The organism is Caldicellulosiruptor morganii, from assembly GCF_026810225.1.
GTDB lineage: Bacteria > Bacillota > Thermoanaerobacteria > Caldicellulosiruptorales > Caldicellulosiruptoraceae > Caldicellulosiruptor > Caldicellulosiruptor morganii.
Map to the genome: position 1 here is coordinate 1,849,934 of NZ_CP113865.1, position 15,160 is coordinate 1,865,093.

At 37.2% G+C, this 15,160-nt stretch carries 15 protein-coding genes and 2 pseudogenes; 5 read left to right on the forward strand and 12 right to left on the reverse strand.

Translation table 11 applies throughout. The features are described from left to right. Positions 1-42: 42 nt before the first annotated feature. Together OTK00_RS09270 and csaB are read right to left on the reverse strand one after the other, a co-directional pair. On the reverse strand, positions 43-894 hold the full coding sequence (locus tag OTK00_RS09270; RefSeq protein WP_045169990.1) for a YitT family protein: 852 nt from the start codon (positions 892-894) through the stop codon (positions 43-45). Continuing rightward, positions 895-2,733, reverse strand: coding sequence for a polysaccharide pyruvyl transferase CsaB (gene csaB, locus OTK00_RS09275; RefSeq protein ID WP_045169991.1), 1,839 nt, complete (start codon positions 2,731-2,733; stop codon positions 895-897). A 113-nt stretch (positions 2,734-2,846) separates the two neighbouring features. On the opposite strand from csaB, the gene OTK00_RS09280 reads away from it, so the two are divergent. Next, the gene (locus tag OTK00_RS09280; protein ID WP_082054646.1) at positions 2,847-3,005 is read left to right on the forward strand and encodes a DUF1540 domain-containing protein; all 159 of its coding nucleotides are present in this window, start codon (positions 2,847-2,849) and stop codon (positions 3,003-3,005) included. 4 nt (positions 3,006-3,009) lie between these two features. On the opposite strand, the gene OTK00_RS09285 is transcribed toward OTK00_RS09280, so the two are convergent. Continuing rightward, a complete protein-coding gene (locus OTK00_RS09285; protein WP_045169992.1) occupies positions 3,010-3,699 on the reverse strand; it encodes a 4Fe-4S double cluster binding domain-containing protein in 690 nt (229 codons plus the stop codon). Positions 3,700-3,719: 20 nt separating this feature from the next. After that, on the reverse strand, positions 3,720-5,048 hold the full coding sequence (radA, locus tag OTK00_RS09290) for a DNA repair protein RadA (RefSeq protein ID WP_045169993.1): 1,329 nt from the start codon (positions 5,046-5,048) through the stop codon (positions 3,720-3,722). A gap of 132 nt (positions 5,049-5,180) precedes the next feature. On the opposite strand from radA, the gene OTK00_RS09295 reads away from it, so the two are divergent. Continuing rightward, on the forward strand, positions 5,181-6,308 hold the full coding sequence (locus tag OTK00_RS09295) for a glycosyltransferase (protein ID WP_045169994.1): 1,128 nt from the start codon (positions 5,181-5,183) through the stop codon (positions 6,306-6,308). Positions 6,309-6,379: 71 nt separating this feature from the next. Here the strand turns inward: OTK00_RS09295 and OTK00_RS09300 are convergent, their stop codons facing one another. The 4 genes from OTK00_RS09300 to rplM all read right to left on the reverse strand — a co-directional run bounded on the left by OTK00_RS09300 (position 6,380) and on the right by rplM (position 8,998). After that, on the reverse strand, positions 6,380-6,715 hold the full coding sequence (locus OTK00_RS09300) for a P-II family nitrogen regulator (protein WP_045169995.1): 336 nt from the start codon (positions 6,713-6,715) through the stop codon (positions 6,380-6,382). Positions 6,716-6,733: 18 nt separating this feature from the next. After that, a complete protein-coding gene (locus OTK00_RS09305; protein ID WP_045169996.1) occupies positions 6,734-7,954 on the reverse strand; it encodes an ammonium transporter in 1,221 nt (406 codons plus the stop codon). A gap of 201 nt (positions 7,955-8,155) precedes the next feature. After that, positions 8,156-8,548 (reverse strand): 30S ribosomal protein S9, encoded by a 393-nt coding sequence (gene rpsI, locus OTK00_RS09310; protein ID WP_045169997.1) that lies wholly within the window; start codon positions 8,546-8,548, stop codon positions 8,156-8,158. Between the two features lie 21 nt (positions 8,549-8,569). Beyond that, on the reverse strand, positions 8,570-8,998 hold the full coding sequence (rplM, locus tag OTK00_RS09315) for a 50S ribosomal protein L13 (RefSeq protein ID WP_013291114.1): 429 nt from the start codon (positions 8,996-8,998) through the stop codon (positions 8,570-8,572). Between the two features lie 251 nt (positions 8,999-9,249). On the opposite strand from rplM, the gene OTK00_RS09320 reads away from it, so the two are divergent. Beyond that, on the forward strand, positions 9,250-10,383 hold the full coding sequence (locus OTK00_RS09320; RefSeq protein WP_045169998.1) for a glycerate kinase: 1,134 nt from the start codon (positions 9,250-9,252) through the stop codon (positions 10,381-10,383). Between the two features lie 66 nt (positions 10,384-10,449). Here OTK00_RS09320 and OTK00_RS09325 read toward each other — a convergent pair whose 3' ends face one another. Continuing rightward, positions 10,450-10,803, reverse strand: coding sequence for an alpha-L-fucosidase C-terminal domain-containing protein (locus OTK00_RS09325; RefSeq protein WP_082054647.1), 354 nt, complete (start codon positions 10,801-10,803; stop codon positions 10,450-10,452). Between the two features lie 19 nt (positions 10,804-10,822). Here OTK00_RS09325 and OTK00_RS09330 point away from each other — a divergent pair. Both OTK00_RS09330 and OTK00_RS12250 read left to right on the forward strand, forming a co-directional pair. Further along, a pseudogene (locus OTK00_RS09330) lies at positions 10,823-11,233 on the forward strand (ISL3 family transposase); the annotation flags it as partial. A 179-nt stretch (positions 11,234-11,412) separates the two neighbouring features. Beyond that, positions 11,413-11,652 (forward strand): annotated as a pseudogene (locus OTK00_RS12250) (IS30 family transposase); the annotation flags it as partial. 273 nt (positions 11,653-11,925) lie between these two features. Here the strand turns inward: OTK00_RS12250 and OTK00_RS09340 are convergent. From OTK00_RS09340 to OTK00_RS09350, 3 genes are all read right to left on the reverse strand, one after another. Beyond that, the gene (locus OTK00_RS09340) at positions 11,926-14,184 is read right to left on the reverse strand and encodes a glycoside hydrolase family 95 protein (protein WP_045170000.1); all 2,259 of its coding nucleotides are present in this window, start codon (positions 14,182-14,184) and stop codon (positions 11,926-11,928) included. A gap of 174 nt (positions 14,185-14,358) precedes the next feature. Continuing rightward, positions 14,359-14,634 carry a 30S ribosomal protein S18 gene (gene rpsR, locus OTK00_RS09345; protein WP_045170001.1) on the reverse strand — a complete coding sequence of 92 codons (276 nt, stop codon included), beginning with the start codon at positions 14,632-14,634 and terminating at the stop codon, positions 14,359-14,361. Positions 14,635-14,670: 36 nt separating this feature from the next. After that, complete coding sequence (locus OTK00_RS09350) at positions 14,671-15,156, reverse strand: single-stranded DNA-binding protein (RefSeq protein WP_045170002.1); 486 nt, start codon at positions 15,154-15,156, stop codon at positions 14,671-14,673. Positions 15,157-15,160: the final 4 nt, after the last annotated feature.

Below are 15,160 nucleotides of genomic sequence, written 5' to 3' on the forward strand. Positions count from 1 at the left end.
TATTTCTTTTTTCTTTATATTATACCATTAAATTATTTTTAATCAAACAGAAAAACCTTCACCCAAAACCTCTCGAACGTCTGTCAAAATGACAAATGCCTTCTCGTCAACACTTCTGACAAGGTTTTTCACACGGCTTACCTCATGTCTTTTTACAACACAAAGCAGCACGTTTTTTTCTGTCTTTGTCCACATGCCAATACCGTGAAGACCTGTAACTCCTCTGTCAAGATCTCTTAAAATCTTTTCAGTAATTATATCAGATTTATCTGAGATTATTATGAGCGCCTTTGCAAAGTTTACACCTTCTAAAATGGCATCAATCAACTTTGAACATGCAAAAAGTGTCAGAACTGCCCAAAGTCCAAGTTCATAGTTCTTAAATACCATTGATGCCATTGCAATTACAGCGACATCAAGTCCCAAAAGAATTTGCCCAACTGATATAAAGGAGAGAAATTTGTGAATAATCCTTGCAAGCATTTCGGTACCACCGGTTGTTGCTCCATACAAAAGCACAATAGCAAGCCCCAACCCCATGAGTGCTCCGCCAAAAACTGAAGCCAGGAGCTTATCATATGTAACACATGGCAAAAATGCTGTCAGGTCTGTTAAGACCGAAAGAGCAATGGTCCCATAAACACTTTTTACTCCGAAATCCACCCCAATTGTCTTTATGCCGAGTAAAAAAGCAGGAATGTTCAAAGCAAGCATTGTCATACCAACAGGAAGTTTGTAGTGAGAAACATAATACAAAACTGTGGCAATACCCGAAAAGCCCCCCGCTGCTATCTTGTTTGGCACAAGAAAAAGGTTTAAAGACAGTGCAACCAGAAGTGAGCCAAATGTTATAGCAGCATATTCGTATATCACTCTGAAAATTTTTTTCAGCATTTATCTTCCCCCAAACATCTTAGTTTTCAAAACAACAAGTACAAACTTAGGAAGTGCCAGCATTCTTCTGAATCTCCATGGCTGTGTAATCAGTCTATAGAACCATTCAAGTCCAAGCTTCTGGAAAATTATAGGTGCTCTTTTTACCTCACCCGAGAGCACATCAAGACTTCCACCAACGCCCATAATAAGTTTACAATTTAATTTTTTTCTATTTTTATAAATCCACTCTTCCTGCTTTTTCATGCCCATTGCAACAAAAAGAACATCTGTTTTTGATGAGTTTATAATGTCTATCACTTTCTCATTCTCTTCTTGCGAAAAATAGCCATGGTGTGTACCACAGATAATTAAGTTTTTGAAAGTCTTTAAAAGATTTTCTCCAGCCCTTTCAGCAACCGAAGGTTTTGCCCCGAGTAAGAACACTCTTTTTTTATGCTTTTCAAGCTCTGGCATAAGCGACATCATCAGATCAAACCCGGTAACCCTCTCAAAGAGCCTTTCTCCAAAATATTTTGATGCCCAAACAACTCCAATGCCATCCGGAACATTTAAATCACCTGAGTTAAGAATCTTTTTAAATTTCTCATCCTTTTGTGCAAGCATAATCATTTCTACATTTGGAGTAAAAACAATATGAGGTGATGAGGAATTTAAAAATTCAAGACACTTTTCTTTTGCCTTCCTGAAGTTTACACAGTCAATCCTCACACCCAAGATATTTATGCTATCTTTCTTTTTAATATTACTCAGAGCATCTTCCAGTATATCAAAAGCCTTTTCAGCTTTCTGGGTCATACTTTTTGAAATCTCTTCAATCTTTTTTGTTACCTTTCCTTCAGATAGCATATACTGGATGTCGATTAATACGTTGTTTACATCAAAGCTATCCACATACCCTGCAGGTTTAAACCCATATATTTTTAAGAAACTATCAATTTTGGGATCATATGATATGCCAATAAACTTAACACCCATTTTGGCTGCAAATACAAGAGCATGAAGCCTCATTCCAACTACTAAATCCAACTTCTTGAAAATTCCTAAAAGTTCATAAGGTGATAATTTATCGCTCAGCACATATGGTTTGTTTTTCATCTTTGAGACAATCTCATCTATCTTGATTATGTCCCACTTGCCCTGAAAAGGGATAAAAACAACATTGTACCCTTCATTTTCTATAAGGACATCGGCAATCTTTGCAATTTTATCAGTCATGTCTTTCTCTTTTTTCCATTTTCTTACTATAATACCTATGGTCTTTTTACCAAAATCTATTTTATACTCATCAAGGAGCTTTTTTACCTTAGCATCACAGCATGGATTCAATAAAAACGCAGGGTCTGCTGAAAGTTCAACCTTTTTGCCTATCTTTAGCTTATGCAAAAAGTCAAACGAATCATAATCTCTTACTGTAATATAATCTGCAAGTTTTATCACATGCTTAAAAAGCAAAAGATTATACCACCTTTTTATTGGTCCAATACCCTGAGAAAAAATAAAAACCTTTTTGCCAAAAAGCTTTGCAAGAAATATTTGAAAAAGGTAATAATAAAGGCTTCTGTTGCTTGTCTCATTCTGAAAAAGACTTCCACCGCCAGAAATAAAAATATCACATCTTTTAATTGCTTTTATGACAGAAGGAATCTTTTTTCTGTTGACAGCTTCCACATTATAAAGCTTTGCTGTCAGCTCGGGTCGTGAAGACAGCACAACTATATTTAAACTGCTATTGCTCTTTCTTTCATACTCCTTCAGTTTATCAACCAGAACCCTTAAGATTGCCTCATCACCGGTATTTAATTGTCCGTAATATCCTGATATAACAATATTTTTCATTTGCTTTTCTCACCCAAAATTAAAATATTGGTCTTGAATAAAGTTCAAACTATTTGCAAAGAATAATTCTTGGAAAACTCAAAAAAATCATATCAATAGTGGAGGTATTCAGTATGCCGGATAGAATAACATGCAATGTTTCTGACTGCATGTACTGGGACAACAAAAGATGTACAGCTCCATCAATTGAAGTATCGGTTGATGGTGGCGACTCTATAGCCCAGGGCACAAAAGAAAAGACAAACTGCCACACCTACACTTTAAAAAGATAAAAACCTATCTTTTGACTTCACTTCCATAAGGACAGACCCTCATGCATATACCACAGACCTGGCCACGTCCTATATACTTAAACTTTTCTTTCATGTAAGTGCTACATGCATGGGGGTCTATCATCTCATTTCTATCAATGCCAAAGTGCCATGTACTTCCACGAAGTGCCTGTGCTGGACAGCTTATTACACATAAATTACATTCACCACACTGGGGCTGTATTATATGATTTTCAATCTTTTCTTCAGGTTCATATGTTGTAAGTATTGTCCCAAGCCTTACCCTTGGACCAAACCTGCTGTGAACAAAAAGGTTGTTTTTCCCTATAAACCCCATGCCAGACAAAACTGCTCCTATTTTGTGAGACAAAACTCCTGAAAAACCACTGTCCTTGCCATGGACACTCTGTGATGCTGCAATGCTCATTGCAAAATAGCCTTTTGACTCTAAAAATAATACTCCTTTCAATGTCAAAAGGTCAATGAGGTTGTTTACCGCTTTATAATGATGGTAATAAGTAAATGTGGGGGAATCTGCAATTTCATTCACAATGGCATCAGAGAGTTTAACCACAACTGTTATACAGGTTTTAAACATTTTAAGTTCAGGCGGAAGATACTCTTGTATATTTGAAATCCCAGCATCACTTGCGCCCTCTTTAATTAGCAGTTTTTTTAATTCTTCTAATATCATATTTTAATCATCTCTCTTTTTTAAAATATAAAATCAAGTACCTCTTCTATATTTGACATTGCATATATCTTCATGCCAAAATCCGATGACAGGTTCTCCGAGTTTCTCTTTGGAATTATCGCCCTTTCAAAGCCCAGTTTTTTAGCCTCATTTAACCTCTTTTCGATATTGCTTACTGCCCTAATCTCACCTGTCAGCCCCACTTCACCTATTAATACATTATCTCCAACCGGCACACCCTTATAACTTGAGGCAATTGCACATACAATCGCAAGGTCTGCAGCCGGCTCTGTAACCTTAAACCCGCCTGCAACATTTACATATATATCATGAACATTTAAAGGAAGCCCAACCTTCTTTTCAAGCACTGCACAGAGCATTATACATCTATTGTAATCAATGCCGGTCACAGTCCTTCTTGGTGTTCCAAAAGGGGTTGGTGATGTCAGTGCCTGAATCTCCAGCAATATAGCGCGTGTCCCTTCAATTGCAGAGTAAATGGCAACACCTTCTACATTGTAGCTGCTTTCCAAAAAGAGGCTTGAAGGATTCTTCACCTCAATAAGTCCTCTGTCAGTCATCTCAAATATTCCAAGCTGGTTTGTTGGTCCAAATCGGTTTTTATAAGCTCTTATAATTCTGAATGTATTAAATCTCTCACCTTCAAAGTATAAAACACAGTCAACCATATGTTCCAGAACACGCGGTCCTGCAATAAGTCCATCCTTTGTAACATGCCCAACAATTACAATTGTAATCTTTAAGCTTTTAGCAAGTTTCAAAAGTTTCATTGTCACATCTCTTACCTGTGTAACACTTCCCGGAGCTGATTGATTCTCCGAAATATACATTGTCTGGATAGAATCTACAATAATAAACTCAGGCTTGCAGTCCAAAATCAACCTCTCAACAATATCAAAGTTTGTCTCACACACAATGTCAATATCGCCGTCTATCTTTAACCTCTGGGCTCTCAATTTTAACTGGTTTGCTCCTTCTTCACCCGACACATACAATACCTTCATCCTTTTGCTCAGGATATTTGCTACCTGCAAAAGCAAAGTTGACTTCCCTATTCCCGGCTCACCGCCAAGTAAAATAAGCTCACCTCTGACAAAACCTCCGCCAAGGACACTGTCAAGCTCTTCAATTCCGCACAAAAACCTCTCTTCTTCTGTTGCCACATCTGAAAGCTTTAAAAGTGATAAGCTATTTTTTTGAATTTTGGCAGTTTCTTTTTTCTTATCTTCTATGTACTCTCCCACAAATGTATCCCAGCTTGAGCAGTTTGGACATCTTCCAAGCCACTTTGAGGTCCTGTAGCCACATTCCTGACACACATATACCATCTTCAATTCAAATCACCTTTTTTATCGAATCCATACGATATATTTTTATCATATTTTCACCTATAAATAAAGAGTTGTGATATAATCTAATTGAATGGGGATGGCAAAAAATGAGGAGGTTTGTGTTTTAAAATGAAAGTCTTGCATCTAATAAGCGGTGGGGATACCGGGGGCGCAAAAACACATATTATAAATCTCTGTTCAAAACTAAAAAATCTGGTTGATTTAAAAATTATCTGCTTTATGTACGGACCATTTTATGAAGAGGTGAAGAATGCCTCAATTGACATAGACGTTATTCCACAGCGTTCACGATTTGATTTAAGTGTTGTTGACAGGCTTTATAATCTGATAGAAGAGCAGGGTTATGATATAATCCACTGTCACGGGGCAAGGGCAAACTTTATTGGTATGTTTCTCAAAAGGAAACTCAAAGACAAACCTTTTATAACAACAATACATAGTGATTTTGACCTGGACTTTCAGGACGTTTTTTATAAAAGGATTATTTTTTCATACCTGAATAAGATCTCACTGAAAAGATTTGATTATTTTATATCTGTGGGTTCTGGACTAATTAGCAAGATTAAAAGCTTGGGAGTGAATGAAAAAAGAATTTTTCTTTTGTACAACGGATTTGACTTTGACAAACAGATAAGTTTTGAAGAAAAAGATTCATTTTTGTCAAAGTATATGGACAAATCTGTATATCAATCCAAGACAATTGTTGGGAATTTGAGTCGATTATATAAAGTAAAAGGATTGGATGTATTTATTAAAGCTGCAAACCTTGTGGTAAAAGACAATCCCGATGTAATTTTTCTAATTGGTGGCAGTGGCCCTCAGAAGGAATTTCTTCAAAATATGATAAATGAGTTTAAATTGAATGATAGAGTCTTTTTGCTTGGCAACATAAAAAACCCTTATGATTTTTTCAATGCAATTGATATAAATGTGATTAGTTCATACTCAGAGACTTTCCCCTACTCAATCTTAGAAGCAACAGCTCTTGAAAAATGTTGTGTCTCAAGCAAGGTTGGTTCTGTTCCAGACCTTATTGAAGACGGTGAAAATGGCTTTTTGTTTGAGGTAGGAGATTATAAAGAACTTGCCAGAAAAATAGAAACTCTTTTGAATAGCAGAGAACTTATTACAGCTTTCGGTAAAAGACTTTCTCAAAAGGCAAAAGAAAAATTCTCAGCTGACACCATGGCCAAAATGCAGTTTGATATATATAAAAAGATTATGAAAAAAAGATAAAGGGCTACCTGTTCAAAAGATTTTTGTAAAAAGAAGGTAGCCCTTTTGATTTTCGATGCTTTTTAATACTTTTAAATTTTTACATTTCTCTCTTTGCTGCTAATTCTAATAACCTCACTTACCTCTGAGACAAATATTTTCCCATCGCCCGGGTTGCCAGTTGAACAGCAATCAAGAATAATATCTATAACCTTTTCAAATCGCTCATCGCTTACAACAATCATTACCAAAACCTTTGGCAAAAGGTCTACTGTGTAAGACCCTGCCCTCCACTGCAGAGTAATTCCTCGCTGGATTCCTCTTCCTTTTACTCTCATAACTGTCATGCCATAGATTCCTTCTTTTTCCAAGCACTCCTTGAGGTCATTTAGCTTTTCTTCCCTGATAATAGCTTCTATCTTTTTCATTTCAAAACACCCCCGAAATTAGATTCCGCCATAAGCCTCTTCGCCATGCTGGGATATGTCAAGACCAACTGTCTCCTCTTCGTATGTGACAGAAAGTCCAACTGTCTTGTCAAGAATTTTCGCTATTATAAAAGTAACAACAAATGAGAAAGCCCATACAACAGCTACAGAAAGAATCTGTACCAAAAATAATCTAAAATTTCCAAATATCAAACCGTCACCTCCAGCAGAATTTACAGCCTTGCTGGCAAATATTCCTGTTGCTATTGCCCCCCAGGTCCCACCCATGCCATGGCATGCCCATACATCCAGAGTCTCATCAAGCTTCAGTCTTTCGCGAAGCCTTATAAAGTAGAATGAGATTATAGATGCAACTGCACCTATTACAATTGCTGAAAGAGCATTTACATAACCCGATGCAGGTGTTATTGCAACAAGCCCAACAACCGCACCTGTTGCAATTCCAATTGCACTTGGCTTTTTATAAAGCCAGCTTATAATCATCCACGAAACAGCGGCAGCTGCAGCAGCTACATTTGTTACAACAAATGCATTCACTCCTATCTCGTTTGCAGCCAAGCTGCTTCCACCATTGAACCCGAACCATCCAAACCAGAGCAAAAACGCACCAAATAATGTAAGTGGAATATTGTTTGGTTCCATCTGAACCTTGCCAAAATCTTTCCTCGGTCTTAGCACAAGTGACAGCGATAAAGCAGAGACACCAGCGGTTATATGAACAACTGTCCCGCCTGCAAAGTCCAAAGCACCCAAATTTTTAAGCCATCCACCTTTTGCCCACACCCAGTGCGCAACAGGGTTGTATACAAATATAGCCCACAGCAGCGTAAAGAGTATATAACTGCTAAATTTGATTCTTTCTACATAGGCTCCTACAATCAAAGCCGGGGTAATTACAGCAAACATCATCTGAAATGCCATGAACAAAAGGTGTGGAATTGTGGCTGCATAGTCAGGGTTAGGTTTATACCCCACATCTCTTAAACCTGCCCAATCTAAGGTTCCAATCAAACCAAATTTATTAGGACCAAACGCCATGCTGTAACCAACCAGTACCCATTCAATGCTGATTATTCCCAAAGTCAATGCTGACATGGTAATTGTTGAAAGTAGATTTTTTCTTCTTACCATTCCGCCGTAAAAAAGACCTACCGCTGGTGTCATCAGCATAACCAGAGCAGTTGAAATAAGCACCCATACAATATCTGCATAGTTCATCCAAAACACCCCCAAATCTTATTTTGAAAGTCTATATCCGCCCAAAATGCAAAATGGGGACATACCATTTCGGTATGCCCCCATTGGCAATTACAAATTTATTATATTTCTCTTTTTAAATAATGTCAATAGGTGAAATTTAAAATCGGTAAAATTGCAAAAATAAAAGCTCCTTTTGAAAAAGGAGCTGATAGAACCTCTTTATCTTTTTGAGAACTGGGGTGCTCTTCTTGCTTTTTTGAGACCGTACTTCTTTCTCTCCACCATACGTGGGTCTCTTGTGAGAAATCCTGCTTTCTTTAAAACTGGTCTTAACGTTGGGTCTGCAAGCACCAGAGCTCTGGCAATACCATGCCTTACAGCACCTGCCTGACCAGAAAGTCCACCGCCCTGGACTTTTGCAATAACATCATATTTGTTCAATGTCTCTGTAAGAGTAAGTGGCTGTTTTACAATTATTCTCAATGTCTCAAGCGGGAAATACTCTTCCATCTTTTTATCATTAACCATTATATTCCCTTTTCCTGGCATTAGCCAGACCTTAGCAACAGAAGTCTTTCTTCTACCAGTTGCATAATATCTAATCTGTGCCACTTTCATATCCTCCCCTTAAAACTAAATTTCCAGAACTTCTGGCTTTTGTGCAGCATGTGGATGATTTGGTCCTCTGTATACTTTGAGCTTTCTCATGAACCTGTCTCTCAGCCTGTTTTTAGGAAGCATTCCACGAACAGCAATTTCAATTGCCTTTTCTGGATGCTTTTCTAAAAGTCTGCGATATGGAATAAATTTCAAGCCACCCGGATACTTTGTATGATACCTGTAGCCGTCCTTGTCAAGCTTTTTACCTGTTAAAACTACCTTTTCAGCGTTTATAACAATCACATAGTCACCTGTATCAACATTTGGCGTAAACTGGGGTTTGTGCTTACCTCTTAAAATCACAGCAATTTTAGCAGCAAGCCTTCCAAGCGGTTTTCCTGTTGCATCTATCACATACCACTTCTTTGGAACTTCATTTGGCTTTGCAAGGTATGTTTTCATCTTTCTTCCCTACACTCCTTTTCAAATTTTTGTAATCATAAAATCAAATCTATACAATCAACTCATACTCGGGGCCTTATTTTAAAACATTAAATATTCTAATATATTATCATGTCAATGTCAATTGCTGAATAACCATTTTCCCTTAATATATTGGCAATAATTCTTCTCAAAAATTTATCGTATGCGGGAAAAATTTTGTTAGAATATATTTATGGACTGATTTATGGACCGGAAAGGAGGAAATTTAATTGAAATATCTGGTTGCGCCGGATAAATACAAAGGATCATTTGACGCACTGAGTGCATCTGAAATTATAAAAGAGGCTATTTGTGAAGTTGACAGGAATGCAGAAGTTTTTCAGCTTCCACTTGCAGACGGTGGAGAAGGCACCCTGACAGCTCTCTCTAAAATCTTCGGCGCCAGAATAGAAGAAGTTGAAGTAAACGACCCTCTTTTCAGGAAAATAAAAAGCAGGATAGGATTTTTTGAAGACAAAGCAATCATTGAAATGGCAGAATGTTCAGGACTTCTTCTTTTAAAAGATGAAGAGAGAAATCCCCTTTATACAACAACATATGGTGTTGGTGAGCTCATCAAATACGCAATTTCAAAAGAAGTTAAAGAAATCATCATTGGTATTGGTGGGTCTGCAACAAATGACGCAGGTGTGGGTATGCTAAATAGCCTTGGTATGAAATTTCTGGACGAAAATGGGAATAAGCTAAAACCGGTTGGAGAAAACCTGGTAAAAATAAAAAAGATTGATGATTCAGAATTTTTGAAAGATGTGTGCAAAGCAAAATTTACAGTCCTGTGTGATGTAACAAACCCGCTCTATGGAGAAAACGGTGCAGCGTATGTATTTGCACCTCAAAAAGGTGCAGATGAAAATGCTGTAAAACTCCTTGACATGGGGCTCAGGAATTTTGCAAATGTTGCCAGAGAGTATCTTGGAAAAGACATGTCGCTTTCAAGTGGAGCTGGTGCTGCTGGGGGCCTGGGTTTTGCACTTTTAGCTTTTCTGAATGCCCGGTATGTATCTGGAATAGATTATATACTCAGCGCTTCAAATGCAGAAGAACATGTTAGGTGGGCAGATATTATCATCACCGGTGAAGGAAGATTTGACAGGCAAAGCCTATCTGGAAAATCTACAATTGGAATTGCAAGGCTTGGTGCAAAGTTTGGCAAAATGGTAATTGTTATTTCAGGTTCGATTGATTGTCCTTTTGAAGAATATTCAAAAGAAGGCATAACCTCAATTTTCTCTATCGTTGATATGGCATCATTGCTTGACAGATGCTTAAAAGAAGCGCCACGGCTTTTGAAAGAAACTACAATGAGCATTGTGAATTTGATTTTGAGATCAAAAAATCTTTAAAAAGCAGATAAAATCATCAGGGCTATTCCCTCTTCTTTTCGAAATAGCCCTGAAAAATAAAAGTTTTTACTTTATGCAAAAACAATGTGGATATCCTGTGCTGCAGTACTTCTCTGGCAATTTGATTATCAGAGTGCTGTCAAGCTGTTCAAATTCAAGCTCATCTTCAAAGCCCAAAAGTCTTACCTCTTTGACAGAGATGCCGCTTGATAGTCCCAAACTTTTGATAATTGCCCTGTGATCCTCTGGATACTTCATTTGAAAAGCAAAAATTTTCCCATCTTTTTGGGTAAATCTAAAATCCTCTTTTGTCCACTCAAGCCTTTTTTCCTGAAAAGCTCTGCCTTGACCCTTTGTCGGACCTTCTCCATATTTTATCCATGGACGCGTGGAATATATACCTTCCCCGTTTGTTTTCATTCACTTTGCAATTTCATCAAGGATATACAAGAGGAGTAGGAAGTTGTTATTGAAGAATTATGAAGAACTTGAGCCTGAGCAAAGAGAAGAATTAGAAGTAATGTTTTGGTATAGTCAAGATTTGATGAAAGCCCATCAGCTCAAAGAAGAATTTAAGAGAGTGTTAAAGAGCAGTAATTCTGAAGAAGCAAGACTTGCGTTAAAAAAGTGGGTAGAGAAAGCAGAGCAAAGTGGACTTTCTGAATTTATGAGATGTGTAAAGGTTTTTAGGAGCTGGTTTTCTGAGATAGTAAATGCATTTTATGTTCCATATACGAATAGTACGACAGAGGGTTTTAATAACAAGATAAAAGTATTAAAGAGGAATGGATTTGGATACAGGAATTTTGAGAGATTTAGGAAGAGGATTTTGTACAGTTGTGGTAGGTAAGTTGAAAAAGTTGAATATTTAAAAACCCACTATATGAGTGGGCGGGTGTGGTATTGTTTTTTTGCAGTAGCTTACCTATAATAGGTATGTATAACATTTAATGTATGCTTGAAAAAGCTAAAAAGGTGGGCATTCAGAATACCCCCCCCCCACTACTACTTGACAAAGAGCCTAAATGATTAGGTTCTGAAGGATATTATACACATCCGTATTCAGCGTATGAGAGGAGGACAAATGAGCGCATGAATGGATTGATAAGACGTTTTTTACCTAAGGGTATAAAGAGATAAGAGAGACATCGAAAGAAGTAATAAAGAGGATACAAGATTGGTACAACAGGCTTCTTAAGGAGAATATTCAACTAAAAGAGCAGTATGGAAAAGTTTTTAGTGGAGATGAAGGAAATATGCAAAACATAGATAATAGAGAAGTTTTTAGTAGAGGCATAGGAGGTGGCGTATATAGATAGAGGGAAATATAGTATAAAATGGCATCCGCCAGCTTTCCTGTAGGAAAGCTGGCATATATTGGCAACTAATATCATACACAGTTGTTGCTTTAATCAACTTATAATTTCCAGTTCCATCTAAAAAAGTGTTGCATTTAATATTGCAATTTAGATATTTATTTTATCATTTTTCTTTTTTTCTTTTCAATTGACATTAAACTTATACTTAAAGCCGTCTTCGGTTTTAATTGATAATTTCTAAGCTACTATCAAACACAAAAGCACTCTTACTTTCTTCAAAATCCACCTGTGTCAATTTGTCTTTGTATTTTATCACAACTTTTTTAGTAAAGCCCGGAGTTATTGCAAGTTTTTTAAGTTCACCGTTTTCCCATTCGATATCTATTGTATGACCTCCTCGCGCCTTTAGTCCTTTTATATAACCATTTTTCCACTCTGGTGGCAGTGCAGGAAGAATCTCTATGATACCATTGTGCGATTGCAGAAGCATTTCGGCAATGCCTGCAGTTGCACCAAAGTTTCCATCAATTTGGAAAGGTGGATGATTGTCAAGCAAGTTAGGTAAAGTAGACTTTCTCAGGAGTTCTAAAATATTTTTATACGCCATTTCACCGTCTTTAAGTCTTGCAAAAAAACATATTATCCATGCTCTGCTCCAGCCTGTATGTCCTGAACCAGAAGAGAGTCTTCTTGCAAGTGTTTTTTTAGCCGCTTCAAAAAGTTCAGGTGTTTTTTCTTTTGTTATTTGACTTTCAGGATAAAGTCCAAACAGGTGAGATATGTGTCTGTGTCCGGGCTCTGCTTCTTCATAATCTTCAATCCATTCTTGAATTTGTCCATATTTTCCAATTTTAATGGGTGGAAGCTTTGCTAATGCTTCTTTTAATTTCTTTGCAAAGTCAAAATCAAGATTCAAAATCTCGCTTGCTTTAATAACCTTATTAAATAAAGCTGTAATAATTTGAATGTCCATTGTCGGTCCATAAGTTAAAGAGCACCTATCACCATTTGGAAGAATATATGTATTTTCTGGTGAGAGCGAAGGACATGTAACAAGATAGCCATTTTTGTCCTCAACCATGTAATCAAGAAGAAACAAAGCCGCTTCTTTCATTGTTTCATAATGAGATTTTAAAAACTCTATGTCACCTGTGTACTCATAATGTTCCCAGATATGAAGGCACAGCCAAGCTGCACCCATAGGCCAGTGAGTTGCAGGTAAATAAACGTCCTGTGGTTCAGTATCACCCCAAATATCTGTATTGTGGTGTGCACAAAAACCACGACATCCATACATTTCTTTTGCAGTTTTACTGCCTCTTTGCCTCATCTTTTCAATGAGGTCAAACAGTGGCAAGTGGCACTCTGAGAGATTGCAAACTTCTGCCGGCCAGTAACTCATCTCAGTGTTAATATTTATAGTGTACTTGCTATCCCACGGTGGCAACATATCTTTGTTCCATATACCTTGCAAATTTGCAGGAAGACTGCCCGGGCGACTACTTGAAATAAGCAAATATCTGCCAAACTGAAAATATAGAGGTATTAATCCTAAATCAATCTCTCCCTCTTGTAAGCGTTTAAGCCTCTCAGGCGTTGGCAAATCATGCTTGTTTTTGTCATCAGACTCAAGATGAAAATCTACTCTGTTAAATAGCAATGTGTAATCTGCAAGATGATCTTTATAAAGTTTATCATATCCTTTTTGAGCAGCTTTCATGAGAGTATCAATAGTATGTTCAAAGTAGTCAGAATGCCTGTATGTTGTTGCAGAAGAAATCAGTAATACTGCTTCAGTTGCATCTTCCACAAATAACGTTTCGCCAATTGAATAAACTTTTCCATCCCTTGAGAAAGCCTTTACCATTCCACAAAACGAAAGCCCCTGTGCCCCACCATTAAATACCTCAATAAATATCGTGTCATCTCCTATATGTCCGCATCTATCAACATATTTCTCTTTTTCCCTTCTCAAAACTGCAGAAAAAGAAATACCTTTTTCTTTGCTACATTTAAGTCTTGCTACAATTACATTGTCCGGATATGAGGCAAAATACTCCCTTTCATATTTTACACCATCAATTTCAAAGCTAACTTTTGCAACCGCTCTTTCAAGGTCAAGTTCTCGTTTGTATTTTTCGACCTTATCATCTTTAACGCTGAAATCAAGATATAAATACCCTAAGGGTTCATAATGTCCCTGGCTTGGTGGTGTTGCTGTCAAAGCATATAAAGCTAACTTTTCAGCTTCTTTTACCTCACCCTTTAATATAAGCTCTCTTATCCGCGGCAAATACTTTTTAGCATCAGGGTTGATTCTTTCCATTGGTCCCCCTGACCAAATGCTGTCTTCATTGAGCTGAAGAATTCCCCTTCTTATCGTACCGTAGACCATAGCTCCTAATTTTCCATTTCCTATAGGCAAAGCTTCATCCCAGCTATTTGCTGGTTGATTAAAAATAATCTTTAGATTTTTGTTCATTTTTATCCTGCATCTCCTTCGATTTGTTTTAAGAAAATTTTACTCACTTTGTTTTTTATATGTCAATATTATAAGCTCAAGAATATAATTTCTTAAAATTTTAATACTTTGGGGAAAATAAAAACCCCTCCTACGGCTCATCTTTTTATTAGCCTCATAGAAGGGGTATTAAATTTATTCCACTGTAAACGGCAAAAGTGCCAGTATCCTTGCTCTTTTGATTGCTCGAGTCAACTGTCTTTGATGTCTTGCACAGTTTCCTGTTGTTCTTCTTGGCATTATTTTGCCTCTTTCTGTGAGGAACTTTTTCAATCTATTTACATCCTTGTAATCTATATCATATATTCTCTCAACACAAAAAGAGCAAACTCTTTTCTTTTTTTTCTGCCTTGAGCTTACTCTCTCTACAGTCTGAGCAACCTGGTTCTGGTTTTGATTTTGATTTGTCACCCATTTTCCCTCCTTTTTCCAGTTTTATACTTCTATCTAAAACGGCAGGTCATCTTCAGGGGGCTTATCATCGTCAAGCTTTGACAAAGATGAATCTTCATCTTCTTCAAAAAAGTTTTCAAGCTCGCTGTCAAACATTTCATCATCCATATTATCCAAAATGCTATCGTTCTTCATATCCACCTCTGCTTCTGCTGGAGCATCCTTTGGTTTTGGCTCCGCAAAGTATATCTCTTCCGCAACTACCTCTGTAATATAATGCCGGCGATTTGACTCATCATCCCATGTTCTAAGCTGAAGTCTACCTATTACAACAACCTGTCTGCCCTTTTTCAAATAATTTTTTGAAAACTCGGCAAGCCTGCTCCAGGCAACAATAGGAATAAAATCTGCATCCTGGTCATTTTCTCTTTTAAACCTTCTGTTTACTGCTAACGTAAAATTAGCAACGGGGGTATTGTTAGCAGTTAGTCTAAACTCGGGGTCACGTGTTAAGCGCCCCATCAAAATAACTTTATTCAAAAAT